Below are 23,921 nucleotides of genomic sequence, written 5' to 3' on the forward strand. Positions count from 1 at the left end.
CTACCCGAGGCTGATGTTCTTCGAGCTGTCGGCGCGCTCGAGCGTGATCTCGAGGACGCCGTTGTTGAACGTCGCGCGGGCGGAGTGCTCGTCCACCCGAATCGGCAGGTCGACGCGCTCCTCGTACTCGCGGCGGTCGGTCGCGGCGAGGACGGTCACGCGCTTGCCGTCGCACTTGATCTCTATCTCCTCCTTCTCGATACCCGGGAGGTCCCCCACGACCCGTAGCTGGTCGTCCTCTTCGTAGACCGAGAAGTGGGCATCAGCGCCGAATCCGGTGTCGTCCACCCTGACGTCGGGACTGCGGCCGGTCATCTCATCCATCATCCTCTCGAGCTCGCGGAAGAAGTCCGAGAAGGGGTCCTCGTCGCGGTCATCACGACGCATACGCGGTGGTATGCCCGACCATGTCAAAAGGCTTCTGACCCCGTCAAGCTCCGACCCGGTCGGCACCGGGTGGGGACTCCCCCGCCGCGTGTGCCGTTACAGCCCGATATCGAGCGTCTCGTCGGTCCTGGCGATCGATTCGTCACGGTCGGCGAGCCCGAGCATCGCCCGGACGGCGTCGACGTTCTCGGGAACGACGTCGGACTCCTGGTGGATGGCCTGGAACAGGTAGAGGTCCCGATCCTCCATCGACACCGACTCCGACCAGACGGCGTTCTCGAAGAGGTCGCCCCGACCCCGCCCGAGGTCGTCGGCGTAGTCGAGGGCCTTCCCCGCCCCGTCGATGCCCATCCCCGGGCGGATCATGAACAGCCGGGACTCCTCGGCCAGGAGATCACGAACCTCGTCGGCCGACGGCTCGGAGTCGAGGGTGACGTTCACCGAGTGGGTGTGCATCAGCGTCGCGGGAACCTTCAGCCCGAGCGTGTCGATGGCGAGGTCGGGGAAGATGGTCTTCACGTCCGGGCCGTGGTGGCTCGGGAGCGTGATCGGGTTCGGGAGGATGTCGTTGATCGGGCCGCGGCCGGACTGGGCGGGGTCGCCGCCGCGACGGACGAGCGTCACGCGAGCCTTCTCGACGCCGAACTCCTCGCGGAGAGGTGCGAGCAGCCGCGAGAGTCCGGTCGTGTTACACGAGACGACGCGGACGTGGTCGGCGTCGACCGCGTCCTCGAAGTTCCCACGGGCGTTGAACGAGGTGTCCACGAGGTCGGCGTCCTCGCCGCCCTGGTAGATGGCGGGCGTGTCGTACTCCTCGTAGAGGTCCTTGTTCTCCGCGCCGATACCCGATGGACAGGCGTCGACCACGATATCCGCGTCGTCGACCAGTTCGTCGACAGTCCCGGCGAGGTCGATCCCGGCCTCCTCGAACCGGGGGACGCGGTCCTCGATGGCCGCGTAGAGCGGGTAGCCCCGACGGGCCGCGAGCTCGGCCTCGTAGTTCGGGCGCGTCTTGGCGACGCCCGCGAGCTCCATGTCGGGCTGTGCGACGACGGCGTCCGCGACGCGACGGCCGATGGTTCCGTAGCCGTTGATAGCGACCCGTGTCATACGCGGAACTGTCCGACGCAGTGGATTAACGGTTTGGGTTGCGAGGGTGCGCGGCGGCGCTCCACCCGGAGCGCACCGCCCCGCCCGGGACTCGCCCGGGGACGAAGGTCGTCCGGTAGACGAGCCGTCCCCGTCGTGGCGCGCTCGCCGGGAACCCCCTCGTCGCCCGGTAACACCGACGTCAGCGTGGACTCAAGTCCTTCGAGCCCCTATCGGTACCTATGGCAGATCCCACGCCGACACCGGGTATCCACCACGTGACGTGTATCGCGGGCGACCCCCAGCGGAACCTCGACTTCTGGGTCGAGACCCTGGGACTGCGGCTCGTCAAGCGCTCGATCAACCAGGACGACCCCGGCACCTACCACTTCTTCTTCGCGGACGCCGAGGGCACCCCGGGGACGAGCATGACGTTCTTCCCCTGGGCGGACATGTCCCCGGGGAAGGTGGGCTCAGGGCAGGTCTCCCGGACCGCGTTTCGCGTCCCCGAGGGGAACCTCGACTACTGGGAGGAGCGGTTCGACGAGAACGGCGTCGACTACGACGAGAGGGTGGAGCGGTTCGGCGAAACGGTCCTCCCGTTCCGCGACCCCGACGGCCTCCCCGTCGAACTCGTCGAGGTCGACGTACCGGAGGACGACCCGACGGTCCCGTGGACGGAGTTCGTCCCCGAGGAGCAGGCGATCCGGGGGTTCCACTCGGTGACGCTGTGGCTGGCCGACCCCGAGCGCACGAAGGATCTGCTCCGGACGATGGGACTCGAGGAGGCCGGTACCGAGCAAGCCCAGGGCGACACGCCGGGCGACGAGCGGATCCGCTTCGCCGCGAGCGGCTCGGTGGGCAAGTACGTCGACGTGCTTCCGACCATCGAGGGCGGCCGGCAGGGCCACGGAACCGTCCACCACGTCGCGTTCCAGACGCCGACCGACGAGGATCAGGACGCGATGCGCGAGGCCGTCCGCTCGACGGGACTGAACCCGACCCAGCAGATCGACCGCCACTGGTTCCGGTCGGTCTACTTCCGCGAGCACGGGGGCGTGCTGTTCGAACTCGCCACGGCCGATCCCGGCTACACGAGCGACGAGCCACTCGAGGACCTCGGCGGGCGGCTCGTCCTTCCGGGGAAGTTCGAGGCCCGGCGCGAGGAGATCGAGGCCGGACTGGCGGACGTGACGGTCCCACGCGCGGGGACGGTCGAGGCCGACGACTGAGGCGGGTCCCTCTCCTCCCCTCCGCTCCCCTGCCCTCCGACCGTCCGGGTGATCCGGCGTTCCCCATCGTTGCCTGCCATCGCCCGGACGACAAGACCTAATCCGGCGGCGGGCCCACCCTCGGGTATGATAGACGAAACCGGGCTTGCGACCCCCGCGGAGACGGCCGTCCGGCAGTGTCTCGGCCTCGACCCGGGCGAGTCGTTCGTCGTCGTGACCGACGAGAAACGCGGAGCGATCGGCGAGGCGCTCTACGACGCCGGCCGGGAGGTGACCGACGACGCCACGCTGGTCCGATACCCGCCGGGCGACCAGCACGGCGAGGAGCCCCCCGCGCCTGTGGCGGCGGCGCTCTCCGCGGCCGACGCCTTCCTCGCGCCGACCTCGAAGAGCCTGAGCCACACCCGCGCGCGCTCCGAGGCGAGCGAGGCCGGCGCACGCGGCGCGACGCTCCCCGGGATCACCGAGGAGGTGTTCGTCACCGGCCTCGACGCCGATTACGAGGCTATCGCCGCCGAGTGCGAGTCGATGCTCGAAGCAGTGAGCGAAGCCGAGGAGATACGGGTTACCTCGCCCGCGGGGACGGACGTGACGTTCGAGCCGGGTGACCGCGAGTGGCACGCGGACACGGGAATCGTCCACGAGCCCGGCGACTTCTCGAACCTCCCCGCCGGCGAGGTGTTCGTCAGCCCCGAGACCGCCAACGGCACCTACGTGGTCGACGGGACCATCTCGCCGTACGGCCTGCTCGACGACGGGCAGTCGGTCGAGATCGTCGTGGAAGACGGCTACGTCACCGACATCTCGGATCCCGAGGTCCGCGAACTGGTCGAGAGCGCCGCCGAGGAAGCGGGCGACGCGGCGTACAACCTCGCCGAACTCGGCATCGGGACGAACACCGCCGTCACGGAACTCGTCGGGTCGATCCTGCTCGACGAGAAGGCGGGCGGGACCGTCCACGTCGCCATCGGCGACGACGCCGGCATCGGCGGGGACACCGACGCTCCCATCCACGAGGACGGCGTCATCCGGAACCCGACCGTGTACGCGGACGGGTCGGAAGTGGAACTTCCGACGGTGGAGCGGCGATAGCCGCGGAACGGGGAGCTCGTAGAGCTCCCTGTGGTCGAGCGGTCGTAGGCCGCGAGATGGAGGAGCTACGATCTCCCGGTCGTCGAGCGGTCGAACGCGGAGCCACGCCCTTTTATGTGCTGACCGGATATCCCCGGCCATGAGCGAGCCCACGGAGCGCGTCGCGGCGGCCTGTCCGGCCTGTTCGCCGGACGCGCCGACGGCGCACGAACTGCTGAAACCGGGCGGCCGGGCGACGGTTCGGTGCAGCGACTGCGGCCACGTCCACAAGACCGAACTGGAGACCGAGAAAACGATCGAGCGGCGCGTCATCGTCTCCCAGGACGGCGACTCCTTCGAGGCGTACGGCGAGATGCCGCCCGACGAGCGAGTCGTCGCCGGGGAGGAGTTCCTGCTCGAAACGGACGAAGCGATCTTCACCGTCCGGGTGACGGACATCGAACTCGTCGACGGCGGCCGGTCGAAGGCCGCCGACGCCGAGGAGATCAGGACGGTGTGGTCGCGGGCGGTCGGGAACGTCTCGGTCGACCTGACCCTCCACGCGCGCGACGACCGGCAGGGGGGTTCGCGGAGCCTCAAGATACAGGTGCCGGGCGACGAGGCGTTCGTCGTCGGCGAGGTACACGACTACGGCGAGGAGTCGTTCACCGTCGAGAGCGTCATCGTCCGGGAGGACGCGCTTGGCGACTACAAGTTCGAACACCTGAAATACGACGGGGACCGGGTGCTCGCCAAGGACGTCAAACGGCTGTACGCGCGCGACGAGAACGCGACGACCGCCTGGTCGGCCTGGTAGCCACGGATGTCGGACGGGGAGTCGGATCCCGACTGGACGGCGCGGCGCGAGCGGATGGTCGACCACCTGATCTCGCGCGGGCGCATCGAGCGCGAGTCGACCGAGCGAGCGCTTCGCGCCGTTCCGCGCCACGAGTTCGTCCCCGAGCCCCGGCGCGGCGCGGCCTACGAGGACAGACCGCTCCCCATCGGCGAGGGTCAGACCATCTCCGCGCCGCACATGGTCGCGGTGATGTGCGACCGTCTCGAACTCGACGCGGGCGAACGTGTCCTCGAAGTGGGAACCGGCTGTGGCTATCACGCCGCGGTCACCGCCGAGATCGTCGGCCCCGGAAACGTCTACACCGTCGAGTTCCACGAGGACCTGGCCCGCGAGGCCGATGCGAGGCTCTCCCGTCTCGGCTACGACGTCGACGTCCGGGCCGGCGACGGCCGCGAGGGGTGGCCCGAGGCGGCCCCGTTCGACGCCGCGTACCTCACCTGCGCCGCACCCGAGTTCCCCCGACGGGTGGTCGAACAGGTCCGACCCGGCGGCCGACTGCTGGCTCCGCTGGGGGACCGCCGGCAGGTGCTGGTCGCGGCGTGGAAGCGCGCCGACGGCTCGCTCGACCGCGAGGAACACGGCGCGGTCCGGTTCGTCCCGCTTCTCGGCGACTCCTGACGGCAGGCTCCGACCTACGGACCGCAGGCCGGGCCGCCGGTCGCCGGCGTGCCGCGCTATTCAAGAGCCCTCGGACCGACCCCCGGACATGGAACCGGCGGTGCTGCGGGACGACATGGTCGACAGCCTCGAACACGAGGCGAAGCGATGTATCCGCTCGGAGGCGGTGAGCGTGGCGATGCGATCGGTTCCCCGCGAGGCGTTCGTCGACGAGGAGTACGCGTACGCCGACCGGTCCTCGGAACGCCACGGGACCCGCGTCCTCGCCCCGAGCACCGCCGCCCGTCTCCTCGAGGCGCTCGACCTCACCCCGGGACAGAACGTCCTGGTCGTCGGTGCCGGTGTCGGATACACCGCCGCGGTGTGTGCGGAGATCGTCGGCTCCGAGAACGTCCAGGCGATCGATATCTCCCGGCGGGTGACCTACGAGGCGCGGTCGAACCTCGAACGGGCGGGTTACGGCGGCGTGCTCGTCGACTGCCGCGACGGGGCCGGCGGCCTCCCCGAGTACGCCCCCTACGACCGGATCCTCCTCGAAGCGGCCGCCATCGAGCCGCCGAGCCGGCTCGTCCGACAGCTCGCCGACGACGGCCGACTCGTCCTCCCGCTCGGCGGCGGCGAGCAGACGCTCACCGTGGTCGAGCCCGCCTCCGACGGCCACGCCGTCGCCGAGCGCTACGGGACGACCGCGTTCGCCCCGATGCTCCTCGACGGCGAGCAGACCGACACCGTCGAGCGAAACCGCACGCTCCGCGAGGACCGCGAGTTCGCCCGCCGGGCCGCCGAGCGCCGCCGCGGCTGGGAGCAGGAGTGGATCGACTGGGACGGCCGGCTCTGACCGGGGTCGATCCGGTCCTCCCCGACCCACCTTTCGTCGACTGGTTCCCGTCCTCCGGCTCTCCGGGGACCGTTACGTTCCCGTCTCGGTACCCCTGACCACCAGCACGGCGGTGTTCTCCCGGCGGTCGACGAACTGACTCCCCGACGGGGGCTTCACGTCGAAGGTCACCGTGCCGTCGGGCTGGTTGGGTCCCAGTCGTGGCGCGAGCGAGAGCGTCGCTACCCCCGATGCGTCGGTCCGGGCGACAGTCACGCCGTCGAGTCGTGCGGAGCCCCCCTCGGCGAGCACCGTCGCGTTCGAGACTCCCTCCCCGTCCGGCCCGACGACGCGGACCGTCACCTCCTGCTCCCCCGGCCCGGTCACCTCCGGCGTCGGTCGGGTGTCGAGCTCCGTCACCGCGAGTCCCGACAGCCCGGAGAGCATGTTCAGCATCACGCTCAGCCCCGCCACACCCACCACGAGGGCGATGACGAGTCTGACCGGTAGTCCCTCGATACCCCGCTCGTCCGCCGCGAACCGGTCCATCTTCACGGGGTCCGGTGGTCCCGTTCTCCCACTTGAACCCTCGTCCCCGGGTTCAAGTACGAGCGGGCGACCACCCGGCCCCATGCACGTCCTCGGGCGACGCGAGGGGGGAGAGCGGGACGCGACGGGGCCGACGGGGGGATCGGAACCGACGGGTCGGCTCGGGTGGTTCCGTGCGCGCGACGGGAGCCGTGGCGCTCCCGTCGGTGTCGACCTCGACCGCCCACACGCCGGGCTCGTCGTCGGCAAGCGCGGCTCGGGGAAGTCCTACACGCTGGGCGTGTTCGCCGAGGAGCTCGCGGCCACCGGAGGCGTCGCGCCGGTCGTCCTCGATCCGCTGGACGCGTTCGACGGCCTCGAAGTGTGCGGGTTCGTCACCCGGAACCCCCGGATCCGGGCCGGCAGTCTCGACCCGCCGGCGTGGTGTGACTTGCTCGGCCTGGACCCGACCGACCCCGCGGGGTCGGTCGTCTGGCGAGCGGCGAGCGAGCGGGGTAGTCTGGACGGGATGCGGTCGTTCGTCGACGACGCGGCGGTTCCGGATCCGACCACGCGCGCCGCGTCCAACCACCTCGACCTCGCGGCGTCGTGGGGGGTGTTCGATCCGGCGGGGCTCGACCCGGCCGCTCTGACGACTCGGCCGACCCGGATCTCGCTCTCCGGACTCGACCCCGAACCGGCGAGTGCCGTCGTCAGTGCCGTCCTCGGGGGGTGTTACCGGGCCCGGCTTCGCGAGGCGACCGACCGGCTCCCGTGGCTCCTCGTCGACGAGGCCCACGCCTTCGTGGGTAGCGTCGCGGAACCGGCGCTCCGGCGTGTCCTCACCCGCGGACGAGCCCCGGGGACGAGCCTGGTCCTCGCCACCCAGCGCCCGTCGGCGCTCCCCGAAGTGGCGGCCTCGCAGGCCGACCTCCTGATCGCCCACCGGCTCACGGGTCGCGCGGACAGGGAGGCGCTCGAACGCGCGCGTCCCGCTGTCGCCCGAATCGGGGCGGAGAGACGCCCGGAGGAGCCGGGTGAGGCCGTCGTCTTCGACGACACTGGCGAGTCGGTCCACGCCGTCCGAGTGCGCGAGCGCGAGACGCCACACGGCGGCTCGGCCCCCCGGGTCAGCGAGCGGTTCTCCCCCCGAGTCGGCCGTCCATCAGCGCCTGACGATGGCGAGACCGACACGGCGGCGAGTGACGACCCCGGTACTCGCAGGTCGACGACTCCCGGAGAACCGACAGCGACAGGTACCGGGGGTGAGAGCGACGGGGCATGAGCGACGGCGTCAGTCGGGCCGAACCGCTCCTCCTCGTCGCCGTCGGGGGGTTCGCCGGCGCGACGTGTCGGTTCCTCGTCGACGGTCTCTTCACCACCGGGTTCCCCTGGGGGACGCTCGCGGTGAACGTCACCGGATCGTTCCTGCTGGGCGTCCTGCTGTACGAGAACCGGCTGGTCGGCACGCTGAGCCCGGAGACACGGCTCGTGCTCGGGACCGGATTCCTCTCCTCGTTCACGACCTACTCGACGTTCGCCGTCGAGACGAGTTCGCTCGCACCGCCGCTGGCCGCCGCGAACGTGGCCGCGAACTACACCTTCGGCGTGCTGGCCGTCGTCGCCGGGCGCGTCGTCGCCCGGACGCTCTCGTGAACCCCGTCGTCCTCGTCGGTCTCGGTGGGGTGGCGGGAGCGCTCGCCCGCCACCTGCTCGGCGAGCGTATCGACCGCCGGACCTACGACACGCTGGCGGTCAACGTCGTCGGCTCGTTCCTCCTCGGGGTCCTCACCGCCGGCTCGTTCGGGACGGAGCCGACGCTCGCGTTCGGAACCGGGTTCTGTGGTGCCTTCACGACCTTCTCGACGTTCGCGTTCGAGACGGCCCGTCTCGCCGAGGAGGGACGGACCCGTCGGGCGGCCCTGAACGGGGCGACGAACCTCCTGGGGGCGCTCCTCGCGGTGGGGATCGGTGCCTGGGTCGCGGCCCTGCTGTAGGGTCCCCCGGTCACCAGCGGCCCTGTTCCGGTCTCCGGAAGGCCCGTTCGGGTTCCGCGTCGTCGAGCCCGACGGCGCTCCCGTCGACGCGGTCGCGGAGTTCGACGATGGCACGGGTGAGCCGACGGTACTCCCGGCTGTTGGTCAGTTCCACCTCGGACTTCCGGGTTTCGAGGATCGCCCGCTTGCTCGTCAGCGCCAGCAGTTCACGGGCCGGCCCGTCGTGGGTCGCCCGCTCGAGCAGTCGCTCGACCGTCGATTCGAGCAGCTCGCGGTGGACCGGCTTCACCAGGTAGTCGTCGAGCCCCAGTTCGACGACGTCGAAGTCGGGCTCGACGGCGGTCACCATCGCGATCCCGCCGTCCCAGCCGCGGTCCGTGAGCGCCGTGACGACCTCGTCGCCGGAGGCGTCCGGCATCAGCCGATCGACGAGTACCACGTCGACGCCGTCGTCCACGACGTCGAGTGCCTGCCTCCCGCCGTAGGCCGTCCGGATCTCGTAGGTGCCCTCGAGCCACGCGGCGAACAGGTCCGCCAGTCCTGGCTCGTCGTCGACGACGGTCACCGTCGCCCGTCCGTTCACCGCCTCCCCCCCGTCCGAACGACGGTGCCCGACCGACCCCGGAGGTCCCCCATCACAGTTTCGAGGTGGTTCTTTCTGAATATAAATCGTCCGGCCGTCGATCCGGTGGCCCGGTCGGTCGGTAGGTCGGTTCGTCGAAGCCACGGGCCCGTCGAAGCGGCCGACTCCTGCCGGACGACCGCGCCGTGGGGCAACCTTCATGATGGCGTTCGCTCTACTGTGTCCCATGCGATTCGTTATCGTGGGTGCAGGTCGTGTCGGGATGCGAACCGCCCGCGTACTCCGGGAGGAGGGCCACGAGGTGGCGCTCGTCGAGCCCGACGAGACGAAGGTCAAGCGGCTCCGCTCGGAGGGGTTCGAGGTCGTCCAGGGTGACGGCTCGGACGAGGACGTGCTCCTGTCGATGGACCTGGAGGGCGCGGACGGGCTCGCCGCCCTCTCCGGGGACCTGATGGTGAACGTCGTCGCCTGTATGATCGCGAAGGCCTACGGCTGCCGGACAGTCATGCGCGCCGACGGCGACTACCGCGAGTACGTCGTCCGGAAGTACTCCCAGGACGTCGACGAGGTGATCTACCCCGAGCGGCTCGGGGCCATCGTGGCCAAGAACGCCCTCCTCGGGGGGAACATCCACGCCATCGCGGACATCGCGCCGACGCTCCAGCTCGTCGAGCTCACGGTCACCGACCACTCGCCGATGCACGGCTACACGCTGAGCGAGCTCGAACTCCCGGGGAGCGCCCGCGTCCTCGCGTTCGGGAAGGCCGACGGACGGATGGAGCTCCCCGAACCGGACCAGTCGATGGAGACCGGCGACCGGCTCATCGTCATCGCGGACTACGACGTACTCGGTGACGTCCGCGCGATCATCGTCGGCGAGGACGCGCCCGTGCCGTCGGCGGCGACCGGGGGTGCCTGAGATGGTCGTCGCCTACGTCATGGTGAAGGCCTACACCGGCGAGGCCGACCGGCTGAAACGGGAGATCGAGGACGTTCCCGGGGTCGAGTCGGCCCACATCGTCGCCGGGGACGTCGACGTCATCGCCAAAGTGGAGGTCGACTCGCCCGCCGACGTCAGGAAGGTGGCCGCCACCGAGGTCCAGAACATCGACGGCGTCGAGGGCACACAGACCTACATCGCGATGGAGTAACGCAGGAGGGAAGTCGCGTCGGCTCCTGGGGTACCTATGGTCACGGCCGTCGAGATCGTCGGGCTCCTCGTCATCCTCCTGGTCAACGGCGGGATCACCGCCCTGCTCACCCGGTTCTTCCGCGTCCGACTCGACACCGAGTGGGGACCGGTCGTCTACGTCGTCCTGATCGTCCCCGTAGTGCTGGTACTGTCCGTCCTCGTCCTCTCGGGGCTGCTCGGTCTCGGTCCGAACCTCGGCAGTGCGGGGCTGGTCGTCGGGCTGACGGTGGTCCTCCCGATGGCACTCGGCGTGGTGTTCGACTACTTCTGGATGCCCGCCCCCGACGACGTCGACCTCCCGGCGGAGTACCGGACCGGCGACTGACCGCGACGGCCCTCGCGGGCCGGGAGCGTTCGACGACGTCCGACGGCGACGGCGTTCAGGCCGGGTCGTCCAGTCGGTCGATCACGATCTGGGGGAGCACCACCCCGACGCCGAGCACGACCGCGATCCCGGCCCACGTCGGCAGGTCGGTGACCGCGAGGACGCCGTAGCCGAGGACCAGCGCGGCGACACCGCACGCGACGATGACCCTGTTCTCGGTGGAGAGCACGTGCGGACGTCGGTCGGGGGGACCGTCAACGTTCAGGGTCTACAGCAGTCGTTCGAGCGCGCGCTCGGCGGCCTCGACGACCGCTTCCGGGGACTGGGTGGCGTCGATGCGGACGAACCGCTCGGGCTCGGCCGAGACGAGACGCTCGTAGTTCGAGCGGACCGCCGAGAGGTAGCCGGCCCGTTCGAGCTTGTTCGTCACCCCCGAGCGCTCCGCGCCGGTCCGGGGATCGACGTCGAAGTAGAGCGTGGCGTCGGGCGGGCGGGTGAACGGCGAGTGCACCCCCTGGATGTACTCCATCGGGCGTTTGAGGACGCCGTCGAGGCTCGCCGCCTGGTAGGCGTACCGCGAGTCGGAGTAGCGATCCGAGATCACGAGCTTCCCGTCCTCGAGGGCGGGGCGTACGGTGCGGGAGAGGTGGTCGGCGTGGTCGGCGGTGAAGAGGAACAGCTCCGCGAGCGAGTCGGCGTCGTCGTCGCCGATCGAGCGGCGGACGGCGTCCCCGTACCACGATCCCGTGGGCTCACGGGTGAACACCGCCTCGTCGGGGACGACCGGGGCGTCCCGGAGGGCCTCCCAGACGGTCGTCTTCCCCGACCCGTCGATACCTTCGAGGGTGACGAGCATACGCGGAGGTGGCGACGGCCCGACTTGAAGCCGGTGTACCCGAACCGGCCAACTCGTCGCGTTTCTGGTACCTTTAGGTGCGTGCCGTCCCAACTCCGGGGTATGAACGTACTCGTGGTCGGCGGGACCGGGTTCGTCGGGACGCACCTGTGCCGTGAACTCGCGGGCCGAGGGCACCAGGTGACGGCCCTCTCGCGACACCCGGACGACGCCGACCTCCCGGCCGAGGTCGACCGCGTGGCGGGCGACTCGACCGCCTACGACTCCATCGAGGGGGCGTTCGAGGGACAGGACGCCGTGGTGTTCCTCGTCTCGCTCTCCCCGCTGTTCAAGCCGAAGGGCGGCTACGAACGGCACTTCGACGTCCACCTCGGCGGAACGGAGAACGCCGTCCGCGCCGCGAAGGAGCACGGCGTCGAGAAGTACATCCAGATGAGCGCCCTCGGTGCCGATCCGAACGCCGACACCGCCTTCATCCGGTCGAAGGGCGAGGCCGACAGGGTGGTGAAGGGGTCCGGGCTGGACTGGACGATCTTCCAGCCGTCGGTCATCTTCGGGGAGGACGACGAGTTCGTCGGGTTCACCAAGCAGGTCGCCCCGCCGTACTTCACGCCGCTTCCGGGCGGCGGGAAGAGCAAGTTCCACCCCATCTGGATCGGCGACCTCGTGGAGATGTTCGCGATGGTGATCGAGGGGACGCTCCCCGAGGACGAAGCGAGCGAGGACGGCGAGGAGGGCGAGGCGGACGCCCCGATCCAGGCCGTCCGCCGCGTGGGAGGGGGAGAGGACGAGGAAGGCGGGGAGGACGTGGCGGCCGACCCGCACGTGCGACAGGTCTACGAGATCGGTGGCCCGGACGTGCTGACGCTGGCGGAGGTGGCACGGCTGGCCCACGCCGCCGACGGCAGGCCGGTCAACGTCTACTCGATTCCGATGTCGCTCGCCGGTATCGGGCTGAAGGCCCTCGGTAACGTGCCGAGGTCGCCGTTCGGCGGGGACCAGTACCGCTCGCTCCAGTTCGACAACGTCACCAACGACAACGACGTGGGGGTGTTCGGCTTCGGGGAGGAGGACCTGCGGAGCCTGGCGGACTACCTCGGCGTCGACCCCGAGGCGGCCGAGCCCGATCGAGTCTGATACGGACTGTTGTAGTCTTTTACCGGTGATCGCCGTCCCCGCAGGGGGTCACCGGTAAATCGTTACAACAGTCCGTATGAGGCCGGAACCGGGCCGGACGGCACGCGATCCGTTCGGAACAGATCGGGGGTGTCCCGACCGCTCGCGGTCCGCGACCGGCGGCGCCGAGACGGCCTCGCCCGGCGCGAACCGTCCGACGGGCGGCTGACGGAGGTTCCACGATCCGACGGCTCAGGCGGCTACCGAGGCGAAAACTTATCAAGCGCACGGAACAGTGTGAGATCAAGTGACTGGGTAATGAAACTGGCAATGATCGGCTTCGGCCAGGCCGGCGGGAAGGTACTCGACAAGTTCCTCGAGTACGACGAACGGACCGGGAGCAACATCGTCCGGGCCGCGGTCGCGGTCAACACCGCCAAGGCCGACCTCATGGGGCTGAAGCGGGTCCCGGAGGACCAGCGGGTGCTCATCGGCCAGGCGCGGGTGAAGGGGCACGGCGTCGGCGCGGACAACGAACTCGGCGCGGAGGTGGCCGAGGAGGACATCGACGAGATACAGGGTGCCATCGACAACATCCCCGTCCACGAGGTCGACGCGTTCCTCATCATCGCGGGGATGGGCGGCGGGACCGGCTCGGGCGGCGCGCCCGTTCTCGCCAAGCACCTGAAGCGCATCTACACCGAACCGGTGTACGGGCTGGGGATCCTGCCCGGGAGCGACGAGGGCGGGATCTACACGCTGAACGCCGCCCGGTCGTTCCAGACGTTCGTCCGGGAGGTCGACAACCTCCTCGTGTTCGACAACGACGCCTGGCGGAAGGCGGGCGAGTCGATGGAGTCGGGCTACGGGGCGATCAACGAGGAGATCGTCCGACGCTTCGGCATCCTGTTCGGGGCGGGGGAAGTCAAACGCGGCGGCGAGGTCGCCGAGTCCGTCGTCGACTCCTCCGAGATCATCAACACGCTCGCGAGTGGTGGCATCTCGACGGTCGGGTACGCCCGCGAGGAGCTCCAGCGCGACGAGCGGAAGAAGGGGTTGCTCTCGCGGTTCACCGGCAACGGACAGGAGGAGGAGATCGACGCCGCCACCACCACCAACAGGGTCACGAGCCTCGTCCGGAAGGCGACGCTCGGCCGGCTCACCGTCCCGTGTGAGGTCGCCGGGACCGAGCGCGCGCTGCTCGTGATGTCCGGGCCGCCGAAGTACCTGAACCGGAAGGGCATCGAGCGCGGCCGCAAGTGGCTCGAGGAGCAGACCGGCTCGATGGAGGTCCGTGGCGGAGACTACCCCGTCTCGAGTTCGAACTACGTCGCGGGCGTCGTCCTCCTCTCCGGTGTGACGAACGTCCCACGGATCAAGGAGCTCCAGCAGGTGGCCATCGAGGCCCAGGAGAACATCGACGACCTCCGCGACCAAAGCGAAGCGAACTTACGGCGGTTGGTCGAAGACGACGAGGATGAACTGGAGCCGCTTTTCTAGGACGCTCCTCTCCCTCCTGGTACTGGTCTCGCTCGCCACCCCGGTGGCGGCTATCACCGCGGACTCCTCGGCGGTCCCCGACCAGCAGCGCGTCGGCGAGGAGGCGCAGGCCACGATCACCCTCCAGGACCTCTACGAGGACGGCACCGACGAGTGGACGCTCCGGGGGCGGACCCGGCTCACGAACGCGACGTGGACGGTCCGGATGGTGACACTGAACGGCGACACCAGCTCCCAGACGTTCACCGGGCGGACGTTCGAGACGACTGTCTCCGCCGCCGAGAACGTCGAGCGGGTCGAGGTCGTCGTCCGCGGGCGGGCTCCGGACGTCCGGGAGTTCAGCTACGATCCGCCACAGCGCTTCGAGTTCGCCCGGCTCTCGAAGATCGTCGGCGACAACGTCAACGTCGTCGACACCTGGCGGGTCCACCACTACACACAGTCGTCCCAGGAGGCCCGGCAGGCCATCGAGGAGGCCGAACCGGTCGTCTCGGGTGCCGGGAGCCAGGAAGCACGCGACCAGCTGAACCGCGCGATCCAGGCGTTCGAGAGCGGCGAGTTCGGCCTCGCGAGCGACCTCGCGAGCGACGCCGAGAGCACCGCACGGAACGCCCAGCAGTCGAGCCGGACCCTGCGACTCGCTCTCATCGGCGTGGGCGTCGTGGTCGTCCTCGCGCTCGTCGCGGGCGGCGTGCTCTACCTCCGCTCGCAGTCGGGGCCGGGGGACCCCCTGGGCTGACCCCGTTCCGAATGCGCACCATCGTCCCGTTCGACGCCACGACCCCGAAGACGCGGCTCGACCCGCTGCTCGACGCCGAGGAGCGGGGCGCGTTCGCCCGCGCGATGCTCGAGGACGTGCTCGGGGGGCTCGCGCCGACGCCGGCCGAGCCGGTCGTGCTCGCGACAGCGCCGGTCGACTGTGGGGCACGAGTGGCGATCGACGACCGCCCGCTCACGGCCGCGGTGAACGCCAGACTCGACGACGTGCCGACGGCGGTGGTGATGGCGGACCTCGCGCTGGCGACGCCCGCGAGCCTCGAACGGCTGTTCGCCGCGGGAGGCGACGTGACGCTCGTCCCCGGTCGGGGCGGCGGCACGAACGCGCTGGTCGCCCGCGACCCCGCGTTCCGCGTCGACTACCACGGGGCGTCCTACCGGGATCACCGGCGCATCGCCGAGTCGGCCGGCGCGTCGACGGCGACGGTCGACTCCTTCCGGCTCTCGACGGACGTCGACGCGCCGGCCGACCTCGTGGAGGTGTTGCTCCACGCGCCCGACGGGGCTGCGGGCTCCTGGCTCGCCGAGCGGGGGTTCGAGGTGGCCGTCGAGGGGACCACGGAACGGGTCGTCGCGCGGCGATCCTGACCCCACAAGGAGTCGAGCGTGGCGTCGATCGATCGACGCCCCGGCCGCCGGAGCCAACGCTTTTGTCCCCCCGTACCGGAGCCCCGTGCGTGATTCCGGGTGCCGAGGCGTACGGGCTGGAGATCGACGTCCGGGAGGCCGACGTCGAGGCCGCGCTGGCGGTCGATCCCGGGGACGTCCCGGCCGCCCCCGAACTCACCTTCGCCAGGAACGTGTTCGTTCCCCTGACGACCGCCTGCCGGTACACCTGTACGTACTGCACCTACTACGACCCGCCGGGGCAGGCGTCGCTGCTCTCGCCCGAGGAGATACGGGAGATCGTCGAGCGCGGGGCCGACGCGGGCTGTACGGAGGCGCTGTTCACGTTCGGCGACGACCCCGACGACCGCTACACCGAGATCCACGACCAGCTCGACGAGTGGGGCCACGACTCGATCCACAGCTACCTGCGTGAGGCCTGTGAGATCGCGCTGGACGCGGGGCTGCTCCCCCACTCGAACCCGGGCGACCAGACCCGCGAGCAGATGTCGATCGTCGCGGACCTGAACGCCTCGATGGGCGTGATGCTCGAGACCACCGCCGAGGTGCGGGCTCACGACGGCCCCCGCGGGAAGTCGCCGGGCCAGCGCCTCGCTACGATACGAAACGCGGGGGAACTCGGCGTTCCGTTCACTACTGGCATCCTGGTGGGGATCGGCGAGGAGCCCCGCGACCGGGCGATCTCGCTGCTCGCCCTCCGCGAACTCCACGAGCGGTACGGCCACGTCCAGGAGGTCATCGTCCAGCCGGTGTCGCCCAACGAGCGGTGGTCGGACCCGAAACCGGCGCTGGAGACGATGCGCCGGACGACCGCGATGGCGCGCGCGGTCCTCCCCGACGAGGTGTCGGTCCAGTCGCCGCCGAACCTCGCGCCCGTCCGGGAGCTGCTCGACTGCGGCGTCGACGACCTCGGCGGCGTCTCGCCGGTGACCGTCGATCACGTAAACCCGGACTACGAGTGGCCCGCGCTCCGCGAACTCGAGTCCATCGCCTCGGAGGCAGGTGTCCCCCTCCGCGAGCGGTTACCGGTGTACGAGCGATTCCTCGACGACCGGACGCGCGAGTGGGTGAGCCCCCGGATCCGGGGCGCTATCGACGCCGACGACGACGCCGGCTCCCGGTACCGGTCGGTGCTGGCGGATTAGACGGGCGGGCGATCCCGTCGCGAGCCGCGATCACGTGGTCGGTTCGACCGGCTCGCGCGACGGTCGGGCCCGCTTCTGCTCGGTTCGCGCTGCACCCTTCGGCGGGAGGCGGGACAGCCGACCTCGTCCGGCCGTCCGACCGATGCAGGGTTACCCTCCACTCGACCCCGCCGCACGCACCGGCGAGAACGCTCCGTCGGAGGGCTCTTAGCCCCTCGTTAACAAAGTCGGTCGGCCCGTTCGGCTCTCATGGACGAGCGGTCAGTCCTCCCGCACGACGGTACACAGGAGCGATCACGGATGGAACGGAAAGAGGACACGAGGCTTCCCGAGGACGCCCTCGACCGCGTCAGCGACGGGTTCTTCGTGGTCGACCGGGACTGGCACGTCACGTACATGAACCCCGCGGGCGAGGAACTCCTCGACGCGAGTGCGGAGGAACTCGTCGGCGAGGAGCTCTGGGCGTCGTTCCCGGGGGCGGTCGGAACGGCGTTCTACGACGCCTATCACAGGGCCGTCGAGACCGGCGAGCCCGAGACGTTCGAGTCGTACTACGAGCCGCTCGACAGCTGGTTCGAGGTCCGGGCGTTCCCCTCCGAATCGGGCCTCTCGGTCTACTTCCGGGACATCACCGATCGGCGGCGGATCGAGGCCGACCTCCGCCGGGAGAAGTCACTGCTCGAGCGCGTCTTCGAGACGACGCCGGTCGCGCTCCTGATCATCGACGCCGACGGACACATCGTGCGGGCGAACGGCCGCGCGGAGACGCTGCTCGGCGTCGCCGCGGACGAGATAACCGAGCGGACGTACGACCACCCCGACTGGAACCTGTTCGACGAGTCCGGCGATCCGCTCGACGGGGAGGACGCGTTTCCGGTCAGCCGCGTGTTCGAGACGGGCGAGCCGGTCTTCGGTGCCGAACACGGTGTCGAGCAGCCCGACGGCTCCCGTCTCTGGCTCTCGGTCAACGCCGTTCCGCACACCCACGCCGACGGGGAGGTCGGGCGCGTGGTCGTCGCCTTCGAGGACGTGACCCACCGCCGGGAGCGAGAGCGGGATCTGGAGTCGGCCAACCGGCAGTTCGAGGTGCTCAACCGTATCCTCCGACACGACGTCCGCAACGACGTGAGCGTCGTGCTCGGGTGGGCCGAGCTCCTCGAGGAGCGCCTCGACGACGAGGAGTCGCTGGAGCTGCTCGCCCGGATCCAGCGGACCGGCAGGGACGCCCTCCAGCTGACCGAGACGGGCAAGGACGTCATCGACGTGCTCTCGACCGACGGGGAGGTCCCGCTCGAACCGGTGTCGGTTCGAGACGTGCTCTCCGCGGAACTCACCAAACACCGCGAGATGTACCCCCACGCCCAGTTCCGGGTCGAGGGGGAGCTCCCGGACCCCGACGTCGCGGTGGAGGCGAACGAGATGCTCTCGAGCGTCCTCGGGAACGTCCTCACGAACGCCGTCCAGCACAACGACACCGACGCCCCGACGGTCCTCGTCCGGGTGGAGACGACCGACCGGACGGTGACGGTCCACGTCGCCGACGACGGGCCGGGGCTCACCCCCGGAGAGACGTCGATGTTCGAACGCGGCGAGAAGGGGCTCGACAGCGACGGTACCGGTCTCGGGCTCTACCTCGTCGACGAACTCGTCTCGCGGTACGGCGGGGAGGTACGCACCTCCGAGAACGAGCCCCGCGGAACGGTCTTCAGTATCGAGCTGAACCGGGCGTAGCGCCGACCGGCGTCCCGATTCGACGGTTCGGCGTTTGATCCGTGTCCGTTCACCCTTTGTCGACTGTCGATCCCGGGAGGAGTTCGTCGGCAGTCGATCTCCGGTCCCCGGACGCCGAGGTTCCTCCCGGGCTCTCGTCGCTCGTTCCGGGCCGACGAACGGTGACGACCCCTCTCAGACGCTCAGGAGTTCGAACGGCACCGGAGTGAAGCAGAGGGCACCGAGGACGAACGTGAGGACGCCGACGGCCATCCGCTTTCGATCGAGCGGCTCGTCGTAGATGGGCGTCGCGGGCCCGGCCCGGGCGAGTCCCAGCGAGATGAGCCCCCAGAACGTCCAGATGAGCACGGAGTCCCGGAGGTCCATCTGCTGGACGAAGTAGAGGTACGCCGAGAGCCCGAACAGCCCCAGGGGGACGAGCGCGGCGAGCGTCTCCTGGCGACGGCCCGCCATCGCCCGGACGAGGTGGCCGCCGTCGAGCTGACCGACGGGGATGAGGTTCAGGAACGTGACGAACATCCCGATCCAGCCGCCGAACACGACCGGGTTCACCGCGAGTGACGGGTCGGCGTAGCTGAGCGGTCGGCCGGTCAGCTCCGAGATGAGCAGCAGGAGCGGCGGGAAGCCGAACTCGATGTTGATCGCGTTCGGGTCGTCGAGGACCGCTTGCGGGACCTCGATCGGCGGGAGGTAGAGTCCGATCACCGTGACGACGACGGTGGCGAGGAGCCCCGCCAGCGGCCCGGCCACGCCGATGTCGAACAGGGCCCTCCGGTCGGGGATGCGCCCCTTCATCCGGATGACCGCCCCGAGCGTCCCGATGAACGTCGGGACGGGGATGAAGTAGGGGAGCGAGGCCTCGACGTCGTGGTACCGCGAGAGGACGTAGTGGCCCAGTTCGTGGACGCCGAGCACGCCCATCACGGCGAGCGCGAACGGCCAGCCGGCGAGCAGATCTAGCGGATCGCTCACCGGCTCGTAGTACCACATCGTGCCGGCGAGCAGCGTCGTCAGGACCGTCAGGAGGAACGTGACGACGTTCAGCCACGGAATCCCGTCGAGCCCGACCGCCCGGGGCTCCGCGACGAGGGCGTGTCGCGTGTTCTCGATCTCCAGTCCCGTGATCGGGTCGGCCCGGGACTCCGTGACCGTCGTGAGCCGGACCTCGTAGCCGTGTTCGCGGAACAGGGGCCACACCTCCCGCTCGAGGACGTCCGGACCGACTCGCGGCTCGCCGACGTAGACGAGACGGTCGCCGTCGTGTCGCGTCTCCGCCACGTCGAACACCGAAGCGAACGACTCCGCCGGTGGCCCCTCGACCGGCGGCTCGCGGGGATCCATCACCCGACCGGAAGCGGTGGGCGGAAATAAATCCCCGGACACGCTCCTGCCGGGTTCGTCGATCGAAGCAGGGGTGAGGGGGCGTCTCGGGCGGAACGGGCGGCGGGGTCTCGCGGTATCCCGCTCGAATCCAGCGAGTATCCGTCCGGCGGGGTAGGGAGCCACGCCCGGAATCGGACGCGGCGGGTAAGGAGAGAGCGGTTCGGGGTCGTTCAGGGACGATACGGTGAGTGAGGGTGCTTCCCCATCCCCCGTTCGCTCCCCGTCGTCGGGGAGACGAGGTGCCGGGCGGGGACCCGACAGGCGATGCGTGCGGGGTCAGACGGGCTCGACGCGCCACGTCGTCGCCGACGTGTACGACCACTTCTCGATCTCGAGATCGGTCGCGGAGTCGCGGAGCTTGACCATCAGCGCGCCGATCTCCTTCGGCGAGAGGTCGACCTCGTCGGCGATGAACTTCGACTTGAAGTAGATCTCGCCATCCGTAGCCCGCTCGCGCAGGTACGAGAGCAGTCGGCCTTCCTTGTCCTCGGGCGTCGTCTCGGTGGAGGGTTGCTGTATCGCGCTCATCTGTGACACCTCGATCTTCCCTACCCCCTGGAACCCCATATATAGCGACGAACCTTGCCGCCGATTCGAGAGATTTCGACCGAAAACCGGCGTGAAAGGTTCCTTTCACGAAGGGCTCAGAAGTCTTTAGACCTTTCACAAAGGGATATGAGAGTGTATTGGGTGCGTTCTCGACTGGCGAGAACGACCGGTAGCCCTCGACAATCGGGCGACGTTAGGGTGGTCCTCACCGGTCGTCGGCGGTGTTGGTCGCGCCGCGCGCGGTGCTGGTCACTCGCGTTCGTGGACCCAGAACGTCTCCTCGGTCGTGACCTCCTTCTTGAAGATCGGGACCTCCTCCTTCAGCCGGTCGATGCCGTCCTCGACGGTCCGAAACGCCTCGCGTCGGTGTCCCGCGAGCACCACCACGAAGACGATGTCCTCCCCGTCCGGGATCACGCCCGTCCGGTGGTGCATGAGGACGTCGAGGACGCCGTCGCACTCCTCCAGTTCGGCTTCCAGGTCGCGCATCCGGCGTTCGGCCACCCCCTCGTACTTCTCGAACTCGAGGTACTCGGTCGGCGCGTCGTCCTCGCCGTCCTTCGACCGCACCCGCCCGGTGAACGTGGCGATTGCCCCCGCGCGGTCCGCACGCGGGGAGCGTTTCACCCGTGCGACGAGCGACTCCAGGGTTTCGTGGGGTTCGACGCCCTCCAGGAGGTCGAGGACCGGTTCGAGATCCTCGCCGGGGTCGACCACCAGGTCGTGGTCGGCCGCCTCCGTCGACTCGACGGCGACCTGTACGAGCCGCGCCTCGGGGCGGTCGAGCACGATCGCGTAGTCGTGGTCGGGTGCGAGTCGATCGAGTACCTCGTCGAGCGTCGCCGGTTCGCCGCTCGCGTGCCACCCGTCGGGGCCGAGGTCGTAGGTGGTCGCCGCGCCCTCACGTCGGGTGGCCACCCCGCCGTCGGTCGCGCCGTCACCCGTCTGCTCCCCTCTAATGAGCGCCACGCGGCCGTCCAGCCGGTCGACGAGTCGATCGGCGAACTCCCCCGAGTCGGGACCGACGATGCCGAGCGTTCGCATATCCGAACCAGCGCCCGCCGGCGCTTGTAGGTGTCGCTCGCAAGCGGTCTCGCGAGTGATCGGTCGTCCGTGCGGACCGGCGTCACCCTTTGAGAACCGTTAAACGGGGCCCCCAGCTACACCGTTCCAATGAGAGTCGTCGTCTCCGTCGGCGGGAGCGTCCTCGCGCCGAACCTGCGCGCCGACCGGGTCCGGGAGTACGCGGCGTGTCTCACGGCGCTCGTCGACGCCGGACACGAGGTCGCGGCGGTGGTCGGCGGCGGTGGGGTCGCCCGCGAGTACATCGGCACGGCCCGCGAGGTCGGTGCGAACGAGGGACAGCTCGACCAGCTCGGTATCGAGGTGACGCGGCTGAACGCGCGGCTCCTCCTCGCGGCGCTGGACGACCGCGCGAACCCGACACCGTTCGAGGCGTACGAACCCGCATCCGCGGCCCTCTCCCGCGGCGAACTCGTCGTGATGGGCGGGATCGTCCCCGGTCAGACCACCGACGCCGTGGGTGCCATGCTGGCCGAGTACGCCGAGGCGGATCTGCTCGTCTACGCCACGAGCGTCCCGGGGGTGTTCGACGCCGACCCGAACGCGGAGGCGGACGCGACGCGGTACGAGGAGCTGAGCGCGACCGATCTCGTCTCGTTGATCGCGGCGGGCGAGTCGCTCGGCTCGGCCGGATCGAGTGCACCGATCGACCTCCTGGCCGCGAAGCTCCTCCAGCGGTCCGGGACCCGAACGTACGTGCTCGACGGATCCGATCCGGACCGGGTCCGAGAGGCGGTCGAGACCGGCGAGTTCGAGGGGACCGAGATCCGTCCGGACGGCTCAGCATGACGTTCCGACCCACCTCGCCGCACACGCTCAACGAGACCGAACACCGGCGCGCCTTCTGGGCGGACGCCGTCGCCGATGCCATCGAGGCCCGCGATCCCGACGAACCGATCGTCATCAAGGGCGGCATCTCCCCCTCCGGCGTTCCTCACCTCGGGAACATGAACGAGGTGCTCCGTGGCTACTTCGTCGCCGAGGTGCTCCGCGAGCGGGGCCACGAGGTCCGGCAGGTGTTCACCGCCGACGACCGCGACCCTCTCCGGAAGCTCCCCCGGAAACTCGCCGACGCCGAGGGGAACCTCGTCGGTCTCGGCGAGGTCGACGCGGGCGCGCTCGGCCGGAACCTCGGCCACCCCTACACCTCGATTCCGGACCCGTTCGGGGAGGCCGACTCCTACGGCGCGCACTTCACGGACCTCATCGAGCGGTCGGCGGAACTGCTCGACGTCCCCATCGAGGTGGTCTCGACGACCGAACTCTACGAATCCGGGCAGTTCGACGACGTCGTCCGGCACGTCCTCGAACACCGCAAGGACGCGAGGGAGATACTTGCGAACTACCAGGACAAGGTCGACTCGGACTACGTCCCGTTCAACCCGATCTGCGAGAGCTGCGGGAAGATCACCGAGGCCGTCCTCTCGGTCGATCTCGGTAGCGAAACGGTCGAGTACGAGTGTACGGACATGACCGCCGGCGACCGGGTGATCGAGGGGTGCGGGCATCGGGGGACGGCGACGTTCCGCGAGGGGAAGCTCCCGTGGCGGTTCGAGTGGCCCGCCCAGTGGCAGGTCCTCGACGTCGACTTCGAGCCGTTCGGCAAGGACCACGCCGAGGGGTCCTGGGTCTCGGGCGAGCACATCGCCGAGGAGTTACTGGGGATCGACGCCCCGCTCCCGATGGTCTACGAGTGGTTCACGCTGGACGGCGAGCCGTTCAGCTCGAGCGAGGGGAACGTGATCCTCGTCTCGGAGGTGCTCTCGCTGATCGAGCCCGAGGTGCTCCGGTACTTCTTCGCCAAGGACCCGAAGAAGGCCCGCGACTTCTCGATCGAGCGGCTCGACCAGCTCGTCGACGAGTTCGATCGAGCGGAACGGCTCCACTTCGGCGAGGAGGACGGTACGGAAAAGGAGACGGCGCTCGCCGAGCGGGTCTACCCGTTCGTCGTCGAGGAGGTCCGAGAGGGACGGGTCCGCATCCCCTACACCTACGCCGCGGTGCTCGGGATGACCGACGAGGCCGACCTCAGGGTGACGATGGCCGAGCGCGCCGGTCACCTCCCGCCCGACGCGCCGGAGTGGGCCCGCGAGGCGGCGCTCGGCAGGATAGAGCTCGCCCGGACGTGGGCCGAGCGGACGGACAACGAGTACAACTACGAACTCGCCGAGTCGCTCCCGGACGTCGAGTTCGACGGAAACGTCGAGGCGGCGCTCGACGACCTCGCGGCGTTCATCGAGTGCGAATCCCCCGACGACGAGACCCTGCAGGGCGAGATCTACGAGACCGCCCGTCGACACGACGTCGACGTGGGTACGTTCTTCACGGCGGGCTATCGGCTGTTCCTTGATACGGACGAGGGTCCGCGGCTCGGGCCGTTCCTCGCTGCCCTCGACAGGGCGTTCGTGCTGAAGCGGTTGCGGCGCGAGGCGTGAACGAAGTGAACGCCTCGGTGT

28 protein-coding genes are annotated in these 23,921 nt (G+C 69.8%); 19 read left to right on the plus strand and 9 right to left on the minus strand.

Features of this window, described 5'->3' with window-relative positions; translation table 11 throughout:
• Together WDJ58_RS19620 and WDJ58_RS19625 are read right to left on the minus strand one after the other, a co-directional pair.
• The gene (locus WDJ58_RS19620) at positions 1-387 is read right to left on the minus strand and encodes an Hsp20/alpha crystallin family protein (RefSeq protein WP_338914997.1); all 387 of its coding nucleotides are present in this window, start codon (positions 385-387) and stop codon (positions 1-3) included.
• A 96-nt stretch (positions 388-483) separates the two neighbouring features.
• Positions 484-1,497: a type II glyceraldehyde-3-phosphate dehydrogenase gene (locus tag WDJ58_RS19625; protein ID WP_338914998.1), complete on the minus strand. Its 1,014-nt coding sequence runs from the start codon at positions 1,495-1,497 to the stop codon at positions 484-486.
• 221 nt (positions 1,498-1,718) lie between these two features.
• Between WDJ58_RS19625 and WDJ58_RS19630 the strand changes: the two genes are divergently transcribed.
• The 5 genes from WDJ58_RS19630 to WDJ58_RS19650 all read left to right on the plus strand — a co-directional run bounded on the left by WDJ58_RS19630 (position 1,719) and on the right by WDJ58_RS19650 (position 6,094).
• Positions 1,719-2,708, plus strand: coding sequence for a ring-cleaving dioxygenase (locus WDJ58_RS19630; RefSeq protein WP_338914999.1), 990 nt, complete (start codon positions 1,719-1,721; stop codon positions 2,706-2,708).
• A 126-nt stretch (positions 2,709-2,834) separates the two neighbouring features.
• Positions 2,835-3,800, plus strand: coding sequence for an aminopeptidase (locus tag WDJ58_RS19635; RefSeq protein WP_338915000.1), 966 nt, complete (start codon positions 2,835-2,837; stop codon positions 3,798-3,800).
• A 139-nt stretch (positions 3,801-3,939) separates the two neighbouring features.
• The gene (locus WDJ58_RS19640; protein ID WP_338915001.1) at positions 3,940-4,596 is read left to right on the plus strand and encodes an HVO_0476 family zinc finger protein; all 657 of its coding nucleotides are present in this window, start codon (positions 3,940-3,942) and stop codon (positions 4,594-4,596) included.
• 6 nt (positions 4,597-4,602) lie between these two features.
• Positions 4,603-5,256 carry a protein-L-isoaspartate(D-aspartate) O-methyltransferase gene (locus WDJ58_RS19645; protein WP_338915002.1) on the plus strand — a complete coding sequence of 218 codons (654 nt, stop codon included), beginning with the start codon at positions 4,603-4,605 and terminating at the stop codon, positions 5,254-5,256.
• 88 nt (positions 5,257-5,344) lie between these two features.
• On the plus strand, positions 5,345-6,094 hold the full coding sequence (locus WDJ58_RS19650; RefSeq protein WP_338915003.1) for a protein-L-isoaspartate O-methyltransferase family protein: 750 nt from the start codon (positions 5,345-5,347) through the stop codon (positions 6,092-6,094).
• Between the two features lie 72 nt (positions 6,095-6,166).
• Here WDJ58_RS19650 and WDJ58_RS19655 read toward each other — a convergent pair whose 3' ends face one another.
• Positions 6,167-6,622, minus strand: coding sequence for a DUF7382 domain-containing protein (locus tag WDJ58_RS19655; protein WP_338917881.1), 456 nt, complete (start codon positions 6,620-6,622; stop codon positions 6,167-6,169).
• A gap of 82 nt (positions 6,623-6,704) precedes the next feature.
• On the opposite strand from WDJ58_RS19655, the gene WDJ58_RS19660 reads away from it, so the two are divergent.
• Genes WDJ58_RS19660 through WDJ58_RS19670 form a run of 3 tightly spaced genes read left to right on the plus strand, consistent with a single transcriptional unit; the run spans position 6,705 to position 8,598 of the window.
• The gene (locus tag WDJ58_RS19660) at positions 6,705-7,886 is read left to right on the plus strand and encodes an ATP-binding protein (protein WP_338915004.1); all 1,182 of its coding nucleotides are present in this window, start codon (positions 6,705-6,707) and stop codon (positions 7,884-7,886) included.
• Positions 7,883-8,257 (plus strand): fluoride efflux transporter CrcB, encoded by a 375-nt coding sequence (gene crcB, locus WDJ58_RS19665; RefSeq protein WP_338915005.1) that lies wholly within the window; start codon positions 7,883-7,885, stop codon positions 8,255-8,257. Before WDJ58_RS19660 ends, crcB begins: the two co-directional genes overlap by 4 nt.
• Positions 8,254-8,598, plus strand: a complete 345-nt coding sequence (locus tag WDJ58_RS19670) for a fluoride efflux transporter FluC (RefSeq protein WP_338915006.1) — start codon at positions 8,254-8,256, stop codon at positions 8,596-8,598. Before crcB ends, WDJ58_RS19670 begins: the two co-directional genes overlap by 4 nt.
• Before the next feature lie 10 nt (positions 8,599-8,608).
• Here the strand turns inward: WDJ58_RS19670 and WDJ58_RS19675 are convergent, their stop codons facing one another.
• Positions 8,609-9,163, minus strand: coding sequence for a response regulator transcription factor (locus WDJ58_RS19675; RefSeq protein ID WP_338915008.1), 555 nt, complete (start codon positions 9,161-9,163; stop codon positions 8,609-8,611).
• 244 nt (positions 9,164-9,407) lie between these two features.
• Here WDJ58_RS19675 and WDJ58_RS19680 point away from each other — a divergent pair, with 244 nt between their 5' ends.
• The 3 genes from WDJ58_RS19680 to WDJ58_RS19690 are packed head-to-tail and all read left to right on the plus strand — an operon-like array spanning position 9,408 to position 10,698.
• Positions 9,408-10,100, plus strand: coding sequence for a potassium channel family protein (locus tag WDJ58_RS19680; RefSeq protein ID WP_338915009.1), 693 nt, complete (start codon positions 9,408-9,410; stop codon positions 10,098-10,100).
• Position 10,101: 1 nt separating this feature from the next.
• The gene (locus WDJ58_RS19685; RefSeq protein ID WP_338915010.1) at positions 10,102-10,332 is read left to right on the plus strand and encodes an Lrp/AsnC family transcriptional regulator; all 231 of its coding nucleotides are present in this window, start codon (positions 10,102-10,104) and stop codon (positions 10,330-10,332) included.
• 36 nt (positions 10,333-10,368) lie between these two features.
• On the plus strand, positions 10,369-10,698 hold the full coding sequence (locus WDJ58_RS19690) for a hypothetical protein (RefSeq protein ID WP_338915011.1): 330 nt from the start codon (positions 10,369-10,371) through the stop codon (positions 10,696-10,698).
• Positions 10,699-10,753: 55 nt separating this feature from the next.
• Here WDJ58_RS19690 and WDJ58_RS19695 read toward each other — a convergent pair whose 3' ends face one another.
• Positions 10,754-10,927 (minus strand): hypothetical protein, encoded by a 174-nt coding sequence (locus tag WDJ58_RS19695; protein WP_338915012.1) that lies wholly within the window; start codon positions 10,925-10,927, stop codon positions 10,754-10,756.
• Between the two features lie 39 nt (positions 10,928-10,966).
• Positions 10,967-11,554, minus strand: a complete 588-nt coding sequence (gene tmk / locus WDJ58_RS19700; protein ID WP_338915013.1) for a dTMP kinase — start codon at positions 11,552-11,554, stop codon at positions 10,967-10,969.
• A gap of 102 nt (positions 11,555-11,656) precedes the next feature.
• Here tmk and WDJ58_RS19705 point away from each other — a divergent pair, with 102 nt between their 5' ends.
• The 6 genes from WDJ58_RS19705 to WDJ58_RS19730 all read left to right on the plus strand — a co-directional run bounded on the left by WDJ58_RS19705 (position 11,657) and on the right by WDJ58_RS19730 (position 18,450).
• Positions 11,657-12,691 (plus strand): complex I NDUFA9 subunit family protein, encoded by a 1,035-nt coding sequence (locus tag WDJ58_RS19705; protein WP_338915014.1) that lies wholly within the window; start codon positions 11,657-11,659, stop codon positions 12,689-12,691.
• A gap of 297 nt (positions 12,692-12,988) precedes the next feature.
• On the plus strand, positions 12,989-14,170 hold the full coding sequence (locus tag WDJ58_RS19710; protein ID WP_338915015.1) for a tubulin/FtsZ family protein: 1,182 nt from the start codon (positions 12,989-12,991) through the stop codon (positions 14,168-14,170).
• Positions 14,148-14,909, plus strand: a complete 762-nt coding sequence (locus WDJ58_RS19715; RefSeq protein ID WP_338915016.1) for a hypothetical protein — start codon at positions 14,148-14,150, stop codon at positions 14,907-14,909. The genes WDJ58_RS19710 and WDJ58_RS19715 overlap by 23 nt, the downstream gene beginning before the upstream one ends.
• Positions 14,910-14,920: 11 nt before the next feature.
• Positions 14,921-15,535, plus strand: coding sequence for a 2-phospho-L-lactate guanylyltransferase (gene cofC, locus WDJ58_RS19720; protein WP_338915017.1), 615 nt, complete (start codon positions 14,921-14,923; stop codon positions 15,533-15,535).
• A gap of 89 nt (positions 15,536-15,624) precedes the next feature.
• Positions 15,625-16,719, plus strand: coding sequence for a 7,8-didemethyl-8-hydroxy-5-deazariboflavin synthase subunit CofG (gene cofG / locus WDJ58_RS19725; protein ID WP_338915018.1), 1,095 nt, complete (start codon positions 15,625-15,627; stop codon positions 16,717-16,719).
• 300 nt (positions 16,720-17,019) lie between these two features.
• Positions 17,020-18,450 (plus strand): PAS domain-containing sensor histidine kinase, encoded by a 1,431-nt coding sequence (locus WDJ58_RS19730; protein WP_338915019.1) that lies wholly within the window; start codon positions 17,020-17,022, stop codon positions 18,448-18,450.
• Positions 18,451-18,624: 174 nt separating this feature from the next.
• Here the strand turns inward: WDJ58_RS19730 and WDJ58_RS19735 are convergent, their stop codons facing one another.
• The 3 genes from WDJ58_RS19735 to WDJ58_RS19745 form a co-directional block, all read right to left on the minus strand.
• The gene (locus WDJ58_RS19735; protein WP_338915020.1) at positions 18,625-19,791 is read right to left on the minus strand and encodes a site-2 protease family protein; all 1,167 of its coding nucleotides are present in this window, start codon (positions 19,789-19,791) and stop codon (positions 18,625-18,627) included.
• 318 nt (positions 19,792-20,109) lie between these two features.
• Complete coding sequence (locus WDJ58_RS19740; protein ID WP_338915021.1) at positions 20,110-20,361, minus strand: DUF7123 family protein; 252 nt, start codon at positions 20,359-20,361, stop codon at positions 20,110-20,112.
• Positions 20,362-20,631: 270 nt separating this feature from the next.
• Positions 20,632-21,426: a molybdopterin synthase gene (locus tag WDJ58_RS19745; RefSeq protein WP_338915022.1), complete on the minus strand. Its 795-nt coding sequence runs from the start codon at positions 21,424-21,426 to the stop codon at positions 20,632-20,634.
• A gap of 129 nt (positions 21,427-21,555) precedes the next feature.
• Here WDJ58_RS19745 and pyrH point away from each other — a divergent pair, with 129 nt between their 5' ends.
• Complete coding sequence (gene pyrH, locus WDJ58_RS19750) at positions 21,556-22,254, plus strand: UMP kinase (RefSeq protein ID WP_338915023.1); 699 nt, start codon at positions 21,556-21,558, stop codon at positions 22,252-22,254.
• Complete coding sequence (gene lysS / locus WDJ58_RS19755; protein WP_338915024.1) at positions 22,251-23,900, plus strand: lysine--tRNA ligase; 1,650 nt, start codon at positions 22,251-22,253, stop codon at positions 23,898-23,900. Before pyrH ends, lysS begins: the two co-directional genes overlap by 4 nt.
• The last annotated feature ends 21 nt before the right edge of the window (positions 23,901-23,921 follow it).

The sequence above is a fragment of the Salinirubellus litoreus genome, assembly GCF_037335815.1.
Taxonomy (GTDB): Archaea; Halobacteriota; Halobacteria; order Halobacteriales; family Haloarculaceae; genus Salinirubellus; species Salinirubellus litoreus.

Excerpts from the sequence above, each read along its gene's own strand:
- WDJ58_RS19620 (WP_338914997.1), bottom strand. The coding sequence starts at position 387 with ATGCGTCGTGATGACCGCGACGAGGACCCCTTCTCGGACTTCTTCCGC.
- WDJ58_RS19625 (WP_338914998.1), bottom strand. The coding sequence starts at position 1,497 with ATGACACGGGTCGCTATCAACGGCTACGGAACCATCGGCCGTCGCGTC.
- WDJ58_RS19630 (WP_338914999.1), top strand. The coding sequence starts at position 1,719 with ATGGCAGATCCCACGCCGACACCGGGTATCCACCACGTGACGTGTATC.
- WDJ58_RS19635 (WP_338915000.1), top strand. The coding sequence starts at position 2,835 with ATGATAGACGAAACCGGGCTTGCGACCCCCGCGGAGACGGCCGTCCGG.
- WDJ58_RS19640 (WP_338915001.1), top strand. The coding sequence starts at position 3,940 with ATGAGCGAGCCCACGGAGCGCGTCGCGGCGGCCTGTCCGGCCTGTTCG.
- WDJ58_RS19645 (WP_338915002.1), top strand. The coding sequence starts at position 4,603 with ATGTCGGACGGGGAGTCGGATCCCGACTGGACGGCGCGGCGCGAGCGG.
- WDJ58_RS19650 (WP_338915003.1), top strand. The coding sequence starts at position 5,345 with ATGGAACCGGCGGTGCTGCGGGACGACATGGTCGACAGCCTCGAACAC.
- WDJ58_RS19655 (WP_338917881.1), bottom strand. The coding sequence starts at position 6,622 with ATGGACCGGTTCGCGGCGGACGAGCGGGGTATCGAGGGACTACCGGTC.
- WDJ58_RS19660 (WP_338915004.1), top strand. The coding sequence starts at position 6,705 with ATGCACGTCCTCGGGCGACGCGAGGGGGGAGAGCGGGACGCGACGGGG.
- crcB (WP_338915005.1), top strand. The coding sequence starts at position 7,883 with ATGAGCGACGGCGTCAGTCGGGCCGAACCGCTCCTCCTCGTCGCCGTC.
- WDJ58_RS19680 (WP_338915009.1), top strand. The coding sequence starts at position 9,408 with ATGCGATTCGTTATCGTGGGTGCAGGTCGTGTCGGGATGCGAACCGCC.
- WDJ58_RS19685 (WP_338915010.1), top strand. The coding sequence starts at position 10,102 with ATGGTCGTCGCCTACGTCATGGTGAAGGCCTACACCGGCGAGGCCGAC.
- WDJ58_RS19690 (WP_338915011.1), top strand. The coding sequence starts at position 10,369 with ATGGTCACGGCCGTCGAGATCGTCGGGCTCCTCGTCATCCTCCTGGTC.
- tmk (WP_338915013.1), bottom strand. The coding sequence starts at position 11,554 with ATGCTCGTCACCCTCGAAGGTATCGACGGGTCGGGGAAGACGACCGTC.
- WDJ58_RS19705 (WP_338915014.1), top strand. The coding sequence starts at position 11,657 with ATGAACGTACTCGTGGTCGGCGGGACCGGGTTCGTCGGGACGCACCTG.
- WDJ58_RS19710 (WP_338915015.1), top strand. The coding sequence starts at position 12,989 with ATGAAACTGGCAATGATCGGCTTCGGCCAGGCCGGCGGGAAGGTACTC.
- WDJ58_RS19715 (WP_338915016.1), top strand. The coding sequence starts at position 14,148 with ATGAACTGGAGCCGCTTTTCTAGGACGCTCCTCTCCCTCCTGGTACTG.
- cofC (WP_338915017.1), top strand. The coding sequence starts at position 14,921 with ATGCGCACCATCGTCCCGTTCGACGCCACGACCCCGAAGACGCGGCTC.
- WDJ58_RS19730 (WP_338915019.1), top strand. The coding sequence starts at position 17,020 with ATGGAACGGAAAGAGGACACGAGGCTTCCCGAGGACGCCCTCGACCGC.
- WDJ58_RS19735 (WP_338915020.1), bottom strand. The coding sequence starts at position 19,791 with ATGGATCCCCGCGAGCCGCCGGTCGAGGGGCCACCGGCGGAGTCGTTC.
- WDJ58_RS19740 (WP_338915021.1), bottom strand. The coding sequence starts at position 20,361 with ATGAGCGCGATACAGCAACCCTCCACCGAGACGACGCCCGAGGACAAG.
- WDJ58_RS19745 (WP_338915022.1), bottom strand. The coding sequence starts at position 21,426 with ATGCGAACGCTCGGCATCGTCGGTCCCGACTCGGGGGAGTTCGCCGAT.
- pyrH (WP_338915023.1), top strand. The coding sequence starts at position 21,556 with ATGAGAGTCGTCGTCTCCGTCGGCGGGAGCGTCCTCGCGCCGAACCTG.
- lysS (WP_338915024.1), top strand. The coding sequence starts at position 22,251 with ATGACGTTCCGACCCACCTCGCCGCACACGCTCAACGAGACCGAACAC.